The sequence below is a fragment of the Streptomyces sp. NPDC001851 genome, assembly GCF_040297165.1.
GTDB lineage: Bacteria > Actinomycetota > Actinomycetes > Streptomycetales > Streptomycetaceae > Streptomyces.
In genome coordinates, this window is record NZ_JBEOYR010000010.1 from 147,873 (window position 1) to 163,563 (window position 15,691).

The following is a 15,691-nucleotide window of genomic DNA, read 5'->3' on the forward strand; positions in this document are numbered from 1 at the left end:
CAGGCAGGCCAGGCAGGCCAGGCCTAGGGAGGCCCAGGCCGGCGGACGCTGGTGTCGGATTTCCGCCAGCGGACGGTGCGCCGGCTGACCGATGCTGGAGGCATGCAGACAGCGACCCACCTCGACCGGGAGCACTGCGTACGCGCCGTGCGGTCCAAGGACGCTCGGTTCGACGGGTGGTTCTTCACGGCCGTGCTGACCACCCGGATCTACTGCCGGCCCAGCTGCCCCGTCGTCCCGCCCAAGCCGGAGAACATGACGTTCTACCCGAGCGCGGCCGCCTGCCAGCAGGCCGGGTTCCGGGCCTGCAAGCGCTGCCGTCCGGACACCAGCCCGGGTTCCCCCGAGTGGAACCAGCGCGCCGACCTGGTCGCCCGCGCCATGCGGCTCATCGCCGACGGCGTCGTGGACCGCGAGGGCGTGCCCGGGCTCGCCGCCCGGCTCGGCTACAGCACCCGCCAGGTGGAGCGGCAGCTGCTCGCCGAACTGGGCGCGGGACCGCTCGCGCTCGCCCGCGCCCAGCGCGCCCAGACCGCGCGGCTGCTCATCGAGACCACCCCGCTGCCCATGGCGGAGATCGCCTTCGCGGCCGGATTCTCCTCCATCCGCACCTTCAACGACACCGTTCGCGAGGTCTTCGCCCTGTCCCCGAGCGAACTGCGCACCCGGGCGCCCGAGCACGGGACCGGCACACCGGGCGGAATCAGCCTGCGGCTGCCGTTCCGCACCCCGCTCAACCCCTCCAACCTCTTCGGCCACCTCGCCGCCACGGCCGTACCCGGTGTCGAGGAGTGGTGCGACGGCGCCTACCGGCGCACGCTGCGCCTGCCGTACGGCCACGGGATCGTCTCCCTCACCCCCCGCCCCGACCACATCGCCTGCCGCCTCACCCTGAGCGACCTGCGCGACCTGACCGTGGCGATCAGCCGCTGCCGTCGTCTGCTCGACCTGGACGCCGACCCCGTCGCCGTCGACGACCACCTGCGCACGGACCCGTTCCTCGCGCCCCTGGTCGACAAGGCCCCGGGCCGCCGCGTGCCGCGTACGGTCGACGAGGCCGAGTTCGCCGTCCGCGCCGTACTCGGACAGCAGGTCTCCACGGCCGCCGCCCGCACCCACGCGGCCCGCCTGGTCGCCGCGCACGGCAAGCCCCTGGACGACCCCGAGGGCGGCCTCACCCACCTCTTCCCGTCCCCCGAGGCCCTGGCCTCCGTCGACCCCGGGACGCTGGCGATGCCCCGCACCCGGCGCACCACCTTCACCACCCTCGTCCGCGAACTCGCCGGCGGCACCCTGCACCTGGGCGTCGAGAGCGACTGGTCCGAGGCCCGTGCCAGGATGCTCGCCCTCCCCGGCCTCGGCCCCTGGACCGTCGACGTCATCGCCATGCGCGCCCTCGGTGACCCCGACGCCTTCCTCCCCACCGACCTCGGTATCCGGCGTGCGGCGGGGGAGCTGGGCCTGCCCTCCACCCCGGCCGCGCTCACCGCCCGCGCCGGGGCATGGCGGCCGTGGCGGGCGTACGCGGTGCAGTACCTGTGGGCGACCGACAGCCACCCGATCAACTTCCTCCCGGTATAAGAAGGTTGTACCCGTGACTCCCATGACACCCGTGGCTGCCATGACAGCCGCGACATCCGTGGCCTGCCACACCGTGACCGACAGTCCCTACGGCCCGCTCACCCTGGTCGCCGACTCCGACGGCGCCCTGTGCGGGCTGTACATGGCCGGCCAGCGGCACCGCCCGGCCGAGGAGGAATTCGGCCCGCGCGACGACACGCCGGCCGTCTTCGCCGCGACCGAGGAGCAGCTGACGGCCTACTTCGCGGGGGAGCTGACGGAGTTCACCGTCGAACTCGCCCTGCGGGGAACGCCGTTCCAGCGCAGCGTCTGGGCTCAGCTCAGCCGCATCCCCTACGGCGAGACCCGCACCTACGGCGAACTCGCCGACGCGCTCGGCAGCCCCGGCGCCTCCCGCGCCGTCGGCCTGGCCAACGGGCGCAATCCCGTCGGGATCATCGTCCCCTGCCACCGCGTCATCGGCTCCGACGGCAGCCTCACCGGCTACGGCGGCGGCCTGGACCGCAAGCGCCGGCTGCTGGACTTCGAACGAGGAACGGCCCTCTTCTGACGGACCGCCGACGCGGGGACGGCTCCGGCGGGGGTGCGGTGGTGCGGCCCGCCGGAGGGCGTGACGGCACGTCAGCCGAGGACCCGGACCGGGGCGCCGTCGAGATAGGCCTGGATGTTCTCCACGGCCTGGCCGTAGTAGCGCGCGTAGTTGGCGCGGGACACATAGCCCAGGTGCGGGGTGGCGAGCAGGCGCGGCGCGCTGCGCATCGGGTGGCCGGCGGGCAGTGGTTCGACGTCGAAGACGTCTGTGCCGGCGCCGGCGATACGGCCCTCGTGCAGCGCGGCGAGCAGCGCGTCCTGGTCGACGATCGCGGCCCGCGAGGTGTTGACCAGGTACGCGGTCGGCTTGAGCAGGGCGAGTTCGGCGGCGCCGACCAGCCCGCGGGTCCGGTCGCTCAGCGCGAGGTGTACGGACACGAAGTCGCTGCCCGCGAGCAGGTCCTCCTTGGAGGGGGCGAGGCGTACGCCGGCCTCGTCGGCGCGCTCCTTGGTGAGGTTCTGGCTCCAGGCGACGACCTCCATCCCGAAGGCGAGTCCGACCCGCGCCACCCGGCTGCCGATCCGGCCCAGACCGAGCAGCCCGAGCGTACGGCCGTGCAGGTCGGCACCGACGGTGGACTGCCAGGGGCCGCCCGCGCGCAGGGAGTTGTTCTCCTCGACGATGCCGCGGGCGAGCCCGAGCAACAGGGCCCAGGTCAGCTCGACCGGAGGTGTGCCGGAGCTCTCCGTCCCGCACACGGTGACGCCCCCCGCCTTCGCCGCCGCGTAGTCGATCACCGAGTTGCGCATTCCGGAGGCGACCAGAAGCCTCAGCCGGGGCAGCCGGTTCAGCAGGCCGGCCGGGAACGGCACCCGCTCGCGCAGGGTCACCACGCAGTCGAAGTCGGCGAGCGCGGCGGCGAGTTCGTCCTCGTCCGCGAGGTGCTCGGTGAAGGAGACGACCTCCACGCGGTCACCCAGCACCGACCAGTCGGCGGAGGTGACCGCCACGTTCTGGAAGTCGTCGAGCAGGGCGCAGCGGAATCGCATGTCATTCCTCCCGGAGAATCGCGCTGGCGAAGCACGGTCATGGGCGGCCGCCCGGCCCGGCGCAGCCACCCCGGGAAGATCTTGCCTCGCAGGAGGGTGCCAGTGGAAAGCAGGGTGCAGCAGATGCTCAGGGAGCGCCGGGAGACCGCCGCACTGGCGGAGACCGAGGACCGCCTGGGTGAGCTGCGCGGCGGAGGTGCCCTGCTCGCCGACGCGGTGCCCGCATGGGTGGGCAGGTCGGTCGGCCGGTCCCGGAGCATCTGCACGGAGCCGTACGACCGGCTTCCCGACGACACGCCGCCGGCGCAGCTCGACACGTGGATCGAGGAGCTGCTGATCGCCCAGGGGGTCACCGGCCGCGTCCTCGTGGCCAGTCATCTCGGGATCCTGCCCTGGCTGGAATGCCGTCTTCCGGCACGCGGGTGGATGGCGCGGGTCCGCGAGGCGATCGAGGAGCCGTGGATGTTCCTGTCGCAGACGCTGGACGCACTCGTCATCGTGTCCGAGTCCGAGTACTTCTACGAGGCTCACCTCAGCCGCGACGCCTCCTGAGGGAGTCCTGGGCGCTGTTCTCGGACCGGATGCGGCGCAGCAGTCCGGGCAGCGCCGTGCCGATCGGCTCGCGTACGACCTCGTGGGCCAGTTCGTCGTACGGGGTCGGCTCGGCGTTGACGATGATCAGGTGGGCGCCGTGGTCGGCGGCGACGCCGACGAGGCCGGCGGCGGGCTGGACCTGGAGGCTGCTGCCGACGGCGACGAAGACGGTGCAGGCCTTGGCGATGGCGACGGCCTCACCCAGCACCGCGGGGTCGAGCCGCTCGCCGAACATCACGGTGGCGGACTTGAGGATGCCCCCGCACGCACGGCACGCCGGATCCTCCTCGCCCGCCTCGACACGGGCGAGCGCGTCCTCCATCGGCCCCCGGTCCCCGCACCCGGTGCAGACGACACTGCGCGCGCTGCCGTGCAGTTCGAGGACCTTGCGGGCGGGCATCCCGGCCAGCTGGTGCAGTCCGTCCACGTTCTGTGTGATCACCCGCACCGGGATGCCGGACCTCTCCAGTTCGGCGACGGCCCGGTGCGCGGCGTTCGGCTCGGCCCGCAGGGTGCGGTTCTGCCGCCGCATCTGCCAGGAGCGGCGCCGGATGTCCGGGTCCGCCATGTAGTACGCGTACGTGACGAGCTTCTCGGCCTCCGGGTCCTTCCGCCACAGCCCGTTGGGCCCCCGGTAGTCCGGTATACCGGAATCCGTGGAGATACCGGCCCCGCTGAGCACGGCCACGAGAGGCTTGGTCATGCCGTCGAGGGTAGGCCGGGCGGGTGCGGAGCCGCGAGCGGATGGCGGCGGCGGCGTCCGCGTCGTGGTCCCAGGTGCCCGACGGGCGGGTCGCCAGGGCCGCCCGGCAGAGGAGACCGGCGAGGAGGGTGAGCCGGGCCGGCGGCGCGGCGAGGACCAGGCGCGGGCAGCCGCGGTCGTCGTCGGCCCGGCAGGGGGCGGTCATGCCACCCGGTGGCCGTTCTCCAGCTCCGCCGTGCCCGAGCCGGACGCCAGGACGTCCAGGGCGGTCAGGACGCGGCGGCCGACGGCGCCGGGCAGATGGGCGGGGATGTCCTCGCGCGGGACCAGGCGCCAGGAGAGCAGCTCCGCCTCCTGCAGGCGGATGGCATGGAGGTCGGTGTCGGCGAGGACACCGCCGTCGTAGAGGTACGCCACCAGGGGCGGCCGGCTCTCGCCGTGCACCCAGTCCACGGCCAGCAGCCGGCCGAGCGGCCGGTCGAGCCCGATCTCCTCCAGCGTCTCGCGGCGGGCGCCCGCGCGTGGGGTCTCCCCGTCGTCCGACTCGATCGTGCCGCCCGGAAGCGCCCAGCCCTCGCGGTAGTTCGGTTCGACCAGCAGCACGCGGCCCCCGGCGTCCCGGAAGAGCGCGGCGGCCCCGGCGAGGACACGGGGCAGGCTCGCGATGTACGTGGCGAAGTCACCAGTCGTGGTCATTGGGGAAGGGTAACCAGCCGCCGTACGGCTGCGGGGCGGCCGTCGCCAGGCGCACGGTGCGTTCCGCCAGCGCACTGATCCGTACGCCGTCGAAGCCGAACACCGCGCTCCGCACCGTGTCCCGGAGCGGGTCCTTCCACTGGGCGGGGATCGCGTCCGCGCCGGTGCGGACCCCGGCCACCGAGCCGGCCGTCGCCCCGTTGGAGTCCGTGTCCAGGCCGCCGCGCACGGTCAGCGCGATGGTCCGGGTGAAGTCGCCGTCACCGTAGAGCAGCCCGGCGGTGAGGACGGCGGCGTTCGGCACGACATGGATCCAGCCGAGTCCGGCGGTCTCCGCGGACAGTGTGGCCAGGGTCTCCTCCCAGGGCAGCCGCGTCTCGTGGAGGGTCATGACCCGCCGTACGGTACGGGCGAGCCTGCTGCTCGCCGGGATCACGCCGAGAGCCGCGTCGAGGGCGTCCCGCACGGTGGGGGCGGTGAACGCCGCGGCGATCAGCGCGGCCGCCCACATGGCGCCGTACACACCGTTCCCGGTGTGCGACAGCACCGCGTCCCGCCGGGCGAGCCCGGCGGCGGCCGCGGGGTCGCCGGGGCGGGTCCAGCCGTGGACGTCGGCGCGGATCAGCGCGCCGATCCACTCCTGGTACGGGTTGTCGTACGTCGCCGTCAGCGGCGGCTTCAGACCGTTCGCGAGGTTCCGGTACGCCGCCCGTTCCGCCGTGAAGGTCTGCAGGTACGGCAGCCGCAGCAGCCACAGGTCGCCGACCTGCTCGGTGCTGAAGCCGAAGCCGTACGTCTCCAGCAGGTGCAGGCCGAGGATCGCGTAGTCGATGTCGTCGTCGCGCACGCTGCCGTGGATCCGGCCGCGCACGCAGTCCCGCCACTCCGGGCGCAGTACGGCGCCGTCGGCCGCGTCGGCGGGCTCGGGCAGGTAGTCGGTGAGCGGCAGCGCCCCGGCCGTGCGCAGATAGCGGTCGATGCGCTCGCGGGTCCACACCTCGCCCTGCTCGACCGGTTTGCCGAGCATGTTGCCCGCGATCCGGCCGAGCCAGCCGCCGTGGATGCGGTCGGCGAGGGCGGCGGGCGGCGGGGGCCGGCTGGTCATGGCTGGGGTGTACCCGTTTTCCCCGGGCTCCTCCCGGCCGCTTCCCAGCCTTCGGTCGGGGCATGACGACCGGGGTCTCCTCCGGTTAAGGTCGCAGCGGCGCGACTGGCCCTGACGTGCGCGGGGCCCGGAGAGCAAGGGGAAAGCAAGGTGGCGGACGCTGCAGTGAACGAGACCCGTCGGGTGCTCATCGCCGCGGACAAGTTCAAGGGCTCGCTGACGGCCGTGCAGGTCGCCGAGCGGGTGACGGCCGGGCTGCGCCGGGTCGTGCCGGACCTCGCGGTCGAGGCGCTGCCCGTGGCCGACGGCGGTGACGGGACCGTGGACGCGGCGGTCGCGGCCGGTTTCGAGCGGCGGGAGGTCCGGGTCGCCGGGCCGCTGGGCCAGGAGGTGCCGGCCGCGTTCGCGCTGCGCGGCGGCACCGCGGTCGTGGAGATGGCCGAGGCGAGCGGCCTCCAGCGGCTGCCAGTCGGCGTCTTCGCGCCCCTGACGGCCTCGACGTACGGCTCCGGCGAGCTGCTGCGGGCCGCGCTGGACGCGGGCGCGCGGACGATCGTGTTCGGCGTCGGCGGCAGCGCCACGACGGACGGCGGCGCGGGCATGCTGGCGGCGCTGGGCGCGCGGTTCCTGGACGAGGACGGGGAACCGGTCCCGCCGGGCGGCGGCGGGCTCGCCGGTCTGGCGCGGGCGGACCTGTCCGGCCTGGACGCGCGGCTGTCGACCGTGGAGCTGGTCCTCGCCAGCGACGTCGACAATCCGCTGACCGGGCCGAAGGGCGCGCCGGCGGTGTACGGGCCGCAGAAGGGCGCCTCCCCGGACGACGTGGAGACCCTGGACGCGGCGCTGGCCCACTTCGCCAAGGTGCTGGAGGCGGCCGTGGGTCCGCGTGCCGCCGAGCACGCGGCGGCGCCGGGTGCGGGCGCGGCGGGCGGCATCGGCTACGGCGCGCTGCTGCTGGGGGCCCGGTTCCGGCCCGGCATCGAGGTCATGCTGGACGTCCTCGGCTTCGCACCCGCGCTGGAGCGGGCCTCTCTGGTGGTCACCGGTGAGGGCTCGCTGGACGAGCAGACGCTGCACGGCAAGGCTCCGGCGGGGGTCGCTGCGGCGGCTCGGGCCGCCGGGAAGGACGTCGTCGCGGTGTGCGGTCGGCTCGCTCTGCCGGAGGAGGCGTTGCTGCGGGCCGGGATCGGTCGTGCTTACCCGCTGACGTCCGTCGAGCCCGACGTCGCCCAGTGCATCGCGGATGCCGGGCCGATCCTGGAGCGGGTCGCGGAGCGGATCGCCCGGGACTTCCTGGCCTGACCGTCGCCTGAGCGCAGCGAGCGGGGCCCGGATGCGAGAAGCATCCGGGCCCCGGCACGATCTGGACGATCGTCAGTGATCAGCGTCCGTCGCCAGGCCGGTCGTCCGGGCCGCACTTGTCAAAGGTCCAGTCGAAGTGCACGCAGGCGGTGACCTTCACAACGTAGTTGCTCGTGGAGGAGTCGCTCCACGTGGTCGTACCCGCACCCTGCTTGTTCCAGAGGCGCAGGCCCTTGGTGTTCTTGCGGTCGAACTCCGAGTAGACGTCGTTGCCGTCCGCCTTCTCGTCCTTCACGCCGACATTCTTGTTGCCGGACGACTGCCAGCTGAAGGCGTAAGAGATGTGGTCGTTCGGGTTCGTCTGGTTGTTGAGCCTGGACGTCACGTCCTCGCCGGCGTCGGCGAAGGCCGGCGACACCCCCGCGACGGCACCGAGCAGGACAACTGCCACGGCCGCCCTCTTGGCGTTCCTGGATATCTGCATGATTCTCCCCTTTGACGCAGCAACTCAACGGCTGCGATTGGCGGTTAATGCGATGACGGCCTTCAGATATGACGCGCCCATGGCGGAGCAACGCAAGGCAGGTCACGCCCAGCGGCTTGTGTTGTGGAATCCCCCATGGAAGTGAGAGGAAGGCCTTCCTCGCGAACCAGTGCAAGATCATATGGCAAAGCCGAAGGAAGGCAAGTGCAAAGAGAAATGTGCCACTCACGAGTCCATCGGGCTCTTTAGGTCCGATTTGTCTCTACGGTGCGGCGTGAAAGCCGAGAGGGCGTGCCGGCTCCTTCTTTGCCTGGTGAGCACCGTGGCCTAATATCGGCACCTGTCGCGAGGGGCTGACCTCTCTCGTGCAACGGGGGACGATTCACGGGGGCGCTGTCGCATGCTCACGGGAAGAGCCCGCAACAACTACCCGAGGGCACATCGCGTGAGCAATTCCGACACCGGGTCCGGACTTGACCCCGTACTCCACATCCAGGACCTGGACTACTCGGTCCGGAACCGGACGCTGTTCAAGGGCCTGCAGCTCAGTGTCGGTCTCGGCGAGTCAGTGGCCATCACGGGTCCGAGCGGCTCGGGAAAGAGCACACTGCTCTCGTCGATCCTCGGTCTGACCAAGCCGCACGGCGGAAGCATCAGCGTAACCGGAGCGGACGTGACGAAGCTGCGGGGCAGACAGATCGCCAAGCTGCGCAGCGAAACAATCGGCACGGTCTTCCAGTTCGGGGAGCTGCTGCCCGAACTCAGCCCGCTGGACAATGTGGCGCTGGCGGCGCTGTTGTCGCGTTCCGACCGCGCAGGCGGGTACCACCAGGCACAGGAACTGCTGGACGAACTGGGTGTTCCGGCGGCCGAGACGACCGAGGAACTCTCCGGAGGCGAGCATCAGCGAACGGCCGTGGCTCGTGCGCTGATCAACTCGCCCGAGCTGATCCTGGCCGATGAGCCCACCGGCTCCCTCGACCTTGACGCCACGGCTCGCATCGCGGAACTGCTCTTCGATCTCCCTCGTCGGCACAGGTGCGGGTTGGTGGTGGTGACGCACGACGTCGAGGTCGCCGCACGAGCTGACCGGGTGCTGCGTCTCGAGGCCGGTCAGCTGGTTCCCGCCCGGCTGCCGGAGGCGGTGCGGGCGTGAGCGGGGGCAGACACAGCGGCCTGTCACTTCAGCTGCTGCGCATCGGGCGTGACGCGGGCCGACGCTCGGAGGCGGCCGGAACCAGGGCCGCGGCGCTGGCGCTCTCGGCCTTCGCGGTCGCACTGTGCCTGGGCCTGCTGGCGATGGTGCACGCCACCTATGCCGGCAAGGAGCTGCGGCGCGAAGCCAGGACGCCGGTCGGGCTGACCGAGCCGTCACAGGCAACCCGGGCCACGCTGTGGCTGGCCGGCTCGGACGCGCTGAAGGGGAAGCGGCTCTTCAGCGTCGTCTTCATCGCGCCGCAGACGTCGACCACGCATGCCCCGCTTCCTCCAGGGGTGGATCGCTGGCCGGGGCCGGGCGAGGCCGTTCTGTCGCCCGCTCTGCTGAAAGCCGGCGCCGCGGAGGGGATCGCCGACCGTTACGGAAAGCTCGCGGGCACGATCGGGCAGGAGGGGTTGGACGACCCTGGAGAGTGGCTCGCCTACGTCCGTCCCGCCAAGGGCATGAAGGCCGAGGCGCCGATCGAGGCCGTGGTCGGTTTCGGGCCGAAGGCAGGCATCCCGGCCGAAGGCCTGCAGCCGGGAATGGGGCGTGACAACGACAAGCCCGAGTGGATGTTCCAGGGCCTGGTCATCGGCCTGCTGCTCGTTCCGGGTCTCGTGCTCCTGTTCACCGCACTCCGTGTGGGGGCGCATGGCCGTGACCGCAGAGGCGCCCTGGTCGACGCGTTGGGAGGACTGAGGCGCGACCGCGCCCTGATCGCCGTGGGCGAGGCGATACGACCGGTGACGTGGGGAGCCTTCGCGGCGGCTCCGTTCTTCGCCGTGGCCGCGTTCGTCGACATCCGGGTCCCGTTCGTCGGCTACGTCATGTCATCCGCCGATGTGCGCCAGCACGGCTGGCCGGTCCTGCTGACTCCGGCGGCCGTCATGGTGACGGCGCTGGCTCTTGCCGTCGTCAGCGATCAGATGTCCAGCCGGGCCGAGGGGACCCGGCCCGCTGGCGCGAGCAGGTCACGCCGACACCGGTACCTCGCGGTTCTCTGCGTGCCGGCGATCCTGCTCGCCAGCCGGGGCCCGGAACTCGCCGGCGACAATACGCAGTACCGGACATGGATCAGCTGGATCGGCCTTGCCCTCGTCGTCCTCACCCTGCCGGCCGGAGCGGCAGTCGTCGTGGCAAAGCTCGGGGGAAGCCTGGAACGGACCGGGCGCCGGCGCGGGTGGGCCGGTGCGCTGATCGCCGGCCGCCGCATGTGCCACCACCCGGCGGCTACGGCCCGGCTGGTGACCGCTGTGACGGTTGCGCTGATCGTCTTCATGCAGGCCCTCGCCTGGCAGGCCGTGATCGGGACCTACCACGCCAAGATGGAGGAGCTCCTCAGCGCCGTCGACAGGAACGTGGCCGAGATCGGGCCCAGGGGGGCGGTCTCCAGCCGGGAGGCCGCCGCCTATCTCAGGTCCGTCCCAGAGGGCCATGCGGCTGTCGTCATCGCGCCTCCCCGCACCCCCGGCGACGGCCCCATCACGATCAGCGGAGGATGCGTAGCCCTGGAAAGCCTTCGGCTGCCGTGTTCGCCCACCCCGGCCCGCGTCGATGTCGCTCTCGACCGGCGCTTGCAGCAGCTGCTCCACTGGGACACGGAGGGCGGCACCTATCTGAAGGTGGTCCGGGCCGGCCAGGCCGAGCTGGCCGAGCAGGCCGTGCCGAGCGCCAACACCCTGGCGGTGGTGCGAGCCGATGGCGGCGCCCCCGCCGTCGCGGCCCTCAAGGAAGCCTCCTACCGGGCCTACCCCCGCGGGGCCCAGGTCCGTTACCCCGGGGAGGAGTGGCTGGCGGACAGCATTCCGGACCGGGAGCAGGGCCGCTGGATTCGGCTCCTGGGTGTGCTGGGGACGGGAATCCTCGTGCTCGCCATCGGCCTCAGCGGCAAAGCCGAGTTCCTGCGCCAGGGCCGGGCGCTGGCACCGCTGACCGTGCTGACCGGCGGATACCGCGTCTTTCGCAGCAGCGCGGCCTGGGCGATCGTCGCCCCCCTCGCGCTCGCCGCGCTGGCGGGGTGCGCCATCGCCGCCTGGACCGCACGACCGGTCGCCAGGCCGGGACTGGCCTACTTCGTCCCCGGGGGCCTCATGGCGGCCGCCATCACCATGGTGCTCGCCGTGTCCGTCGTGATGGGGCTGTGGGCCGCTCGGATCGCCGGGCGGCAGGCACGCGACTGGCGGGCCTAGTGCCCCCACAGGCAGCGTTCGCCCCGTCGCGACGCCCGGCAGGCACTCTCGCCGCACCGGCCGAAAGCCCCAGTACGTCCAGTACGAGGACTTCCGGCCGGCACTCCCCCCAGCCTTCGGCCGGGGGGACCCCAGAGCACTCACCGGACGCCGCTGCTCGACGGGCAAGCGTTGCCTGCCGGGGCACTGGTTGTACTCGGCCATCACATGGGTGAACCGGCGTCCGGTGGCTCACGTGGCAAAGGAGCTCGGCGTCTCCCGCCGGTGCGCCCGTCGCTGGGTGCACCGCTACCGCGCCGAGGGCTGGAGCGGGCTGCAGGACCGCAGCAGCAGTCCGCACCGCCGCCCACCCGCAGCCGTCGAACAGCGCGTACTCAAAGCCCGCCGCACTCTGCGCAAGGGGCCCGACAACCTGCCGAGCGCACCGGCGTTCCCGCCCGTACCGTCAGCCGGATCCTCAGCCGCCACCAGGTGCCGCCTCTGTCCGCCTGCGACCCGCTGACCGGCCAGGTCATCCGCGCCACCAGGGCCAGCAGCAGCCGCTACGAACACTCCCGGCCCGGCGACATGATCCATGTCGACGTCAAGAAGCCCGGCAAGATCCCTGCCGGCGGCGGCCATCGCGCCCAAGGCCGCGGCGAACGGCCCGGATCGCTGCGGGGCCTGAGTTACGACTACATCCCCGCCGCCGTCGACGACCACTCCCGCCTCGCCTACGCCGAGATCCTCCCGAAGCACGACTTCCAGAGCGCATGCCGCGACACACCGTGCTCGGCGGCCAGCCACTGCGGGAAAACCCGAGGGGCCCGGACCCAATCGTGATTCGGTCCGGGCCCCTCGGGCGACGTACAAGCGAAGCTACGGGATCTGCGCCGCCCGCGCCTCGCGGCTCTCACGCCGGTTGCCCCGGAAGGTGTTCACCCGGCGCGCCGTGGCGAACAGCGGGATCGTCGCCGCCATCACGATCTGCAGCGCGCAGCCCGTCTGCAGCAGCACCTGTCCGCCCGGCGCGTCGAACGCCCACGCGGCCAGCATGCCCATGGCCGACACGATCCAGCACAGCACCGCCACCGCGAGGATGCCCCGCGGCTTCGGGTACTCGACCCGGCTCACCATCAGCCAGGCGGTACCGAGGACCGCCAGCAGGGTTGCCTCGAACGGCAGCTCCAGCAGCACGATCGAGACGACCGTGAGCGCGCCGAAGGGCGAGGGCATGCCCTGGAAGGTGCCGTCCTTCACGGTGACGCACGAGAAGCGGGCAAGCCGCAGCACCACCGCCAGCAGTACGACGATCGCGCCCGCCGCCGCGACCCGCTCATGCGCGTCCCTCGCGACCATGCCGTACACGAGCACGAAGTACGCGGGCGCCAGACCGAAGCTGATCAGATCGGAGAGGTTGTCCAGCTCCGCACCCATCGGCGACGAGCGCAGCTTGCGGGCGACGAGGCCGTCGAACAGGTCGAAGACAGCCGCGCACAGCATCAGGATCACAGCCGTGGCGGCGCTGTTGCGGGCCATGCCCGAATCGTCACCGGTGAGGTGCGGGATCAGGATGCCGGTGGTGGTGAAGTACACCGCCATGAAGCCGCACGTGGCGTTCCCCAGGGTGAGGGTGTCCGCTATCGACAGGCGGAGCGAGAGGGGCATCTCCTCCTCGTCGTCCACCTCGTCGGCCTCGGGCACCCAGCCCGCCTGGGTCTCCGGATCAATCACGGTCAATGCGAGTCACCCCAGCCACGGTCTTCTGTCCGACCTCGACCGCGACCTCCACGCCCTCGGGCAGGTAGAGGTCGACACGCGAGCCGAAGCGGATCAGACCGATACGGTCGCCCTGCTCGACCTTCGTGCCCTGAGGGATGTAGGGCACGATACGGCGGGCGACCGCGCCGGCGATCTGGATCATCTCGATGTCGCCGAGTTCGGTGTCGAAATGCCAGACTACGCGCTCGTTGTTCTCGCTCTCCTTGTTGAAAGCCGGAACAAAGCCGCCGGGGATGTGCTCGACGGACGTCACCGTGCCCGCCAGGGGCGCGCGGTTGACGTGGACGTTCAGCGGGCTCATGAAGATCGCGACGCGGGTACGCCCGTCCTTCCACGGCATGATGCTCTGCACCACACCGTCGGCGGGCGAGATGACCCGGCCCGGGGCGATCTCGCGCTCAGGGTCGCGGAAGAACCACAGCATGCCCGCCGCCAGCGCGGTGGCGGGCACGGCCACGGCCCGGGCCGCGCCGGAGCGTCGGGCGCGGGCCAGGCTGAGGGCTGCGGTGGCGACGGTCGGGAGAAGCCACGGCGATGCTCCGCGCGCGAGGCGTACGCCGGCCCGGCTGTCGCGAGGTGCAGAGATTTGGCTGTGGGGCATGGATGACCTTCGTAGCGGATGATGCCGCGCAATGACGGGGGACGGCGGCTTTCCGGGGATCGTACCGGTCGCGGGCTGCAACTGGGCAAGCCGGGCAGCCGAGTCGGCCGCCGAAGACCGTCGACGGGGTGTGATCTTCTTCTCGAAGAAAACACCCCGTACCCGGGCATTCAGCCCTGGAACCGATACTCTTCGAGCAGGCGGCGGCCGATGATCATTTTCTGGATCTCGGCGGTACCTTCACCGATGAGCAGCATCGGGGCCTCGCGGTAGAGGCGCTCGATCTCGTACTCCTTGGAGAAGCCGTAGCCGCCGTGGATCCGGAAGGCGTCCTCCACGACCTCCTTGCAGTACTCGGAGGCGAGGTATTTCGCCATTCCGGCTTCGAGATCGTTTCGCTCGCCGGAGTCCTTCTTGCGCGCCGCGTTGACCATCATCGCATGCGCGGCCTCGACCTTGGTCGCCATCTCCGCCAGCTTGAACTGGATGGCCTGGTGCTGGGCGATCGGCTTGCCGAAGGTGTGCCGCTGCTGGGCGTACTGCACGCCCAGCTCGAAGGCCCGCTGCGCGACGCCGCAGCCGCGCGCCGCCACGTTCACCCGGCCGACCTCGACACCGTCCATCATCTGGTAGAAACCCCGGCCGGTGACCCCGCCGAGCACCCGGTCGGCCGGAACCCGCAGGCCGTCCATGATGAGCTCGGTCGTGTCGACGCCCTTGTAGCCCATCTTCTCGATCTTGCCGGGAATGGTCAGGCCCGGGCGGACCTCGCCGAAGCCCGGCTCCTTCTCGATCAGGAAGGTCGTCATGGACTTGTGGGGCGCGGTGCCCTCGGCGTGTCCTTCGTCACTCCGGACGAGCACGGCCACGAGCGACGACGTGCCGCCGTTGGTCAGCCACATCTTCTGGCCGTTCAGGACGTACTCGTCGCCGTCCTTGACCGCCTTCGAGGTGATCGCCGACACATCGGAGCCCAGGCCCGGCTCCGACATCGAGAAGGCACCCCGGATGTCGCCGGCCGCCATGCGCGGCAGGAAGTGGTCCTTCTGCTCCTGCGTGCCGTGCTGCTTGAGCATGTACGCGACGATGAAGTGCGTGTTGATGATGCCGGACACCGACATCCAGCCCCGGGCGATCTCCTCCACGCACAGCGCGTAGGTGAGGAGCGACTCGCCCAGGCCCCCGTACTCCTCGGGGATCATCAGGCCGAAGAGGCCGAGTTCCTTCAGGCCGTCGACGATCTGCTGCGGGTACTCGTCGCGGTGCTCCAGCCCGGTCGCGACCGGAATGATCTCCTTGTCGACAAAGTCACGGACCGTCGAGAGGATCTCCTGCTGGACGTCGGTCAGACCGGCGGTCTGGGCGAGGCGCGCCATTACTTCTCCTGCTGCTTCAGCTCCGGGCGGCCGGGCTGCTCGCCGCCGCGCTCCTTGATGTACGTCTCGGTCGGCACCATGACCTTGCGGCGGAAGACGCACACCAGCGTGCCGTCCTGCTTGTAGCCCTTGGTCTCGACATGGACGATCCCGCGGTCGTTCTTCGACTTCGACGGCCACTTGTCCAGCACGGTCGTCTCGCCGTAGATCGTGTCGCCGTGGAAGGTCGGCGCCACGTGCCTGAGCGACTCGATCTCCAGGTTGGCGATCGCCTTGCCGGAGACGTCCGGCACCGACATGCCGAGCAGGAGGGAGTAGATGTAGTTGCCGACGACGACGTTCTTGCCGAAGTCCGTCGTCTTCTCCGCATAGTTCGTGTCCATGTGGAGCGGGTGGTGGTTCATGGTGAGGAGACAGAACAGGTGGTCGTCGTACTCCGTGACCGTCTTGCCCGGCCAGTGCTTGTACGTCGCCCCGACCTCGAACTCCTCGTAGGTGCGTCCGAACTGCATCGCGC

At 71.3% G+C, this 15,691-nt stretch carries 15 protein-coding genes and 1 pseudogene; 7 read left to right on the top strand and 9 right to left on the bottom strand.

Annotated features, from left to right (window positions below):
• Positions 1-102: 102 nt before the first annotated feature.
• A complete protein-coding gene (locus ABT171_RS16995) occupies positions 103-1,581 on the top strand; it encodes an AlkA N-terminal domain-containing protein (protein ID WP_351244391.1) in 1,479 nt (492 codons plus the stop codon).
• A 40-nt stretch (positions 1,582-1,621) separates the two neighbouring features.
• Positions 1,622-2,131, top strand: a complete 510-nt coding sequence (locus tag ABT171_RS17000) for a methylated-DNA--[protein]-cysteine S-methyltransferase (RefSeq protein ID WP_503075525.1) — start codon at positions 1,622-1,624, stop codon at positions 2,129-2,131.
• A 71-nt stretch (positions 2,132-2,202) separates the two neighbouring features.
• Here the strand turns inward: ABT171_RS17000 and ABT171_RS17005 are convergent, their stop codons facing one another.
• Entirely contained in the window at positions 2,203-3,162 is a 960-nt protein-coding gene (locus ABT171_RS17005) for a D-2-hydroxyacid dehydrogenase family protein (RefSeq protein ID WP_351244393.1), read from the bottom strand.
• Positions 3,163-3,264: 102 nt separating this feature from the next.
• Between ABT171_RS17005 and ABT171_RS17010 the strand changes: the two genes are divergently transcribed.
• Positions 3,265-3,714, top strand: coding sequence for a hypothetical protein (locus tag ABT171_RS17010; RefSeq protein ID WP_351244395.1), 450 nt, complete (start codon positions 3,265-3,267; stop codon positions 3,712-3,714).
• Here the strand turns inward: ABT171_RS17010 and ABT171_RS17015 are convergent.
• The 3 genes from ABT171_RS17015 to ABT171_RS17025 all read right to left on the bottom strand — a co-directional run bounded on the left by ABT171_RS17015 (position 3,695) and on the right by ABT171_RS17025 (position 6,260).
• Positions 3,695-4,459, bottom strand: coding sequence for an SIR2 family NAD-dependent protein deacylase (locus tag ABT171_RS17015; RefSeq protein WP_351244397.1), 765 nt, complete (start codon positions 4,457-4,459; stop codon positions 3,695-3,697). The genes ABT171_RS17010 and ABT171_RS17015 overlap by 20 nt on opposite strands.
• A gap of 201 nt (positions 4,460-4,660) precedes the next feature.
• Positions 4,661-5,155 (bottom strand): NUDIX domain-containing protein, encoded by a 495-nt coding sequence (locus ABT171_RS17020; protein WP_351244399.1) that lies wholly within the window; start codon positions 5,153-5,155, stop codon positions 4,661-4,663.
• Positions 5,139-6,260: an ADP-ribosylglycohydrolase family protein gene (locus tag ABT171_RS17025; RefSeq protein WP_351244401.1), complete on the bottom strand. Its 1,122-nt coding sequence runs from the start codon at positions 6,258-6,260 to the stop codon at positions 5,139-5,141. Before ABT171_RS17025 ends, ABT171_RS17020 begins: the two co-directional genes overlap by 17 nt.
• A gap of 165 nt (positions 6,261-6,425) precedes the next feature.
• On the opposite strand from ABT171_RS17025, the gene ABT171_RS17030 reads away from it, so the two are divergent.
• Complete coding sequence (locus ABT171_RS17030; protein ID WP_351244403.1) at positions 6,426-7,562, top strand: glycerate kinase; 1,137 nt, start codon at positions 6,426-6,428, stop codon at positions 7,560-7,562.
• A gap of 79 nt (positions 7,563-7,641) precedes the next feature.
• Here the strand turns inward: ABT171_RS17030 and ABT171_RS17035 are convergent, their stop codons facing one another.
• Positions 7,642-8,046: a hypothetical protein gene (locus ABT171_RS17035; RefSeq protein WP_351244405.1), complete on the bottom strand. Its 405-nt coding sequence runs from the start codon at positions 8,044-8,046 to the stop codon at positions 7,642-7,644.
• 445 nt (positions 8,047-8,491) lie between these two features.
• Between ABT171_RS17035 and ABT171_RS17040 the strand changes: the two genes are divergently transcribed.
• From ABT171_RS17040 to ABT171_RS17050, 3 genes and pseudogenes are all read left to right on the top strand, one after another.
• Positions 8,492-9,202: an ABC transporter ATP-binding protein gene (locus tag ABT171_RS17040; RefSeq protein WP_351244407.1), complete on the top strand. Its 711-nt coding sequence runs from the start codon at positions 8,492-8,494 to the stop codon at positions 9,200-9,202.
• Complete coding sequence (locus ABT171_RS17045) at positions 9,199-11,436, top strand: ABC transporter permease (protein WP_351244409.1); 2,238 nt, start codon at positions 9,199-9,201, stop codon at positions 11,434-11,436. Before ABT171_RS17040 ends, ABT171_RS17045 begins: the two co-directional genes overlap by 4 nt.
• A 214-nt stretch (positions 11,437-11,650) precedes the next feature.
• Positions 11,651-12,168, top strand: a pseudogene (locus tag ABT171_RS17050) (helix-turn-helix domain-containing protein); the annotation flags it as partial.
• A 126-nt stretch (positions 12,169-12,294) separates the two neighbouring features.
• Here the strand turns inward: ABT171_RS17050 and pssA are convergent.
• The 4 genes from pssA to ABT171_RS17070 form a co-directional block, all read right to left on the bottom strand.
• Positions 12,295-13,155, bottom strand: coding sequence for a CDP-diacylglycerol--serine O-phosphatidyltransferase (gene pssA / locus ABT171_RS17055; RefSeq protein WP_351244411.1), 861 nt, complete (start codon positions 13,153-13,155; stop codon positions 12,295-12,297).
• On the bottom strand, positions 13,142-13,798 hold the full coding sequence (locus tag ABT171_RS17060) for a phosphatidylserine decarboxylase (protein ID WP_351244625.1): 657 nt from the start codon (positions 13,796-13,798) through the stop codon (positions 13,142-13,144). The genes pssA and ABT171_RS17060 overlap by 14 nt, the downstream gene beginning before the upstream one ends.
• Positions 13,799-13,968: 170 nt before the next feature.
• Positions 13,969-15,174 carry an acyl-CoA dehydrogenase family protein gene (locus ABT171_RS17065; protein WP_351244413.1) on the bottom strand — a complete coding sequence of 402 codons (1,206 nt, stop codon included), beginning with the start codon at positions 15,172-15,174 and terminating at the stop codon, positions 13,969-13,971.
• Complete coding sequence (locus ABT171_RS17070; protein ID WP_270080707.1) at positions 15,174-15,686, bottom strand: MaoC family dehydratase; 513 nt, start codon at positions 15,684-15,686, stop codon at positions 15,174-15,176. The genes ABT171_RS17065 and ABT171_RS17070 overlap by 1 nt, the downstream gene beginning before the upstream one ends.
• Positions 15,687-15,691: the final 5 nt, after the last annotated feature.

What these genes read in the sequence shown, in the direction of transcription:
- ABT171_RS16995 (WP_351244391.1), top strand. Translation starts at nt 103, where the DNA reads ATGCAGACAGCGACCCACCTCGACCGGGAGCACTGCGTACGCGCCGTG.
- ABT171_RS17000 (WP_503075525.1), top strand. Translation starts at nt 1,622, where the DNA reads ATGACAGCCGCGACATCCGTGGCCTGCCACACCGTGACCGACAGTCCC.
- ABT171_RS17005 (WP_351244393.1), bottom strand. Translation starts at nt 3,162, where the DNA reads ATGCGATTCCGCTGCGCCCTGCTCGACGACTTCCAGAACGTGGCGGTC.
- ABT171_RS17015 (WP_351244397.1), bottom strand. Translation starts at nt 4,459, where the DNA reads ATGACCAAGCCTCTCGTGGCCGTGCTCAGCGGGGCCGGTATCTCCACG.
- ABT171_RS17020 (WP_351244399.1), bottom strand. Translation starts at nt 5,155, where the DNA reads ATGACCACGACTGGTGACTTCGCCACGTACATCGCGAGCCTGCCCCGT.
- ABT171_RS17025 (WP_351244401.1), bottom strand. Translation starts at nt 6,260, where the DNA reads ATGACCAGCCGGCCCCCGCCGCCCGCCGCCCTCGCCGACCGCATCCAC.
- ABT171_RS17035 (WP_351244405.1), bottom strand. Translation starts at nt 8,046, where the DNA reads ATGCAGATATCCAGGAACGCCAAGAGGGCGGCCGTGGCAGTTGTCCTG.
- ABT171_RS17060 (WP_351244625.1), bottom strand. Translation starts at nt 13,798, where the DNA reads ATGCCCCACAGCCAAATCTCTGCACCTCGCGACAGCCGGGCCGGCGTA.
- ABT171_RS17065 (WP_351244413.1), bottom strand. Translation starts at nt 15,174, where the DNA reads ATGGCGCGCCTCGCCCAGACCGCCGGTCTGACCGACGTCCAGCAGGAG.
- ABT171_RS17070 (WP_270080707.1), bottom strand. Translation starts at nt 15,686, where the DNA reads ATGCAGTTCGGACGCACCTACGAGGAGTTCGAGGTCGGGGCGACGTAC.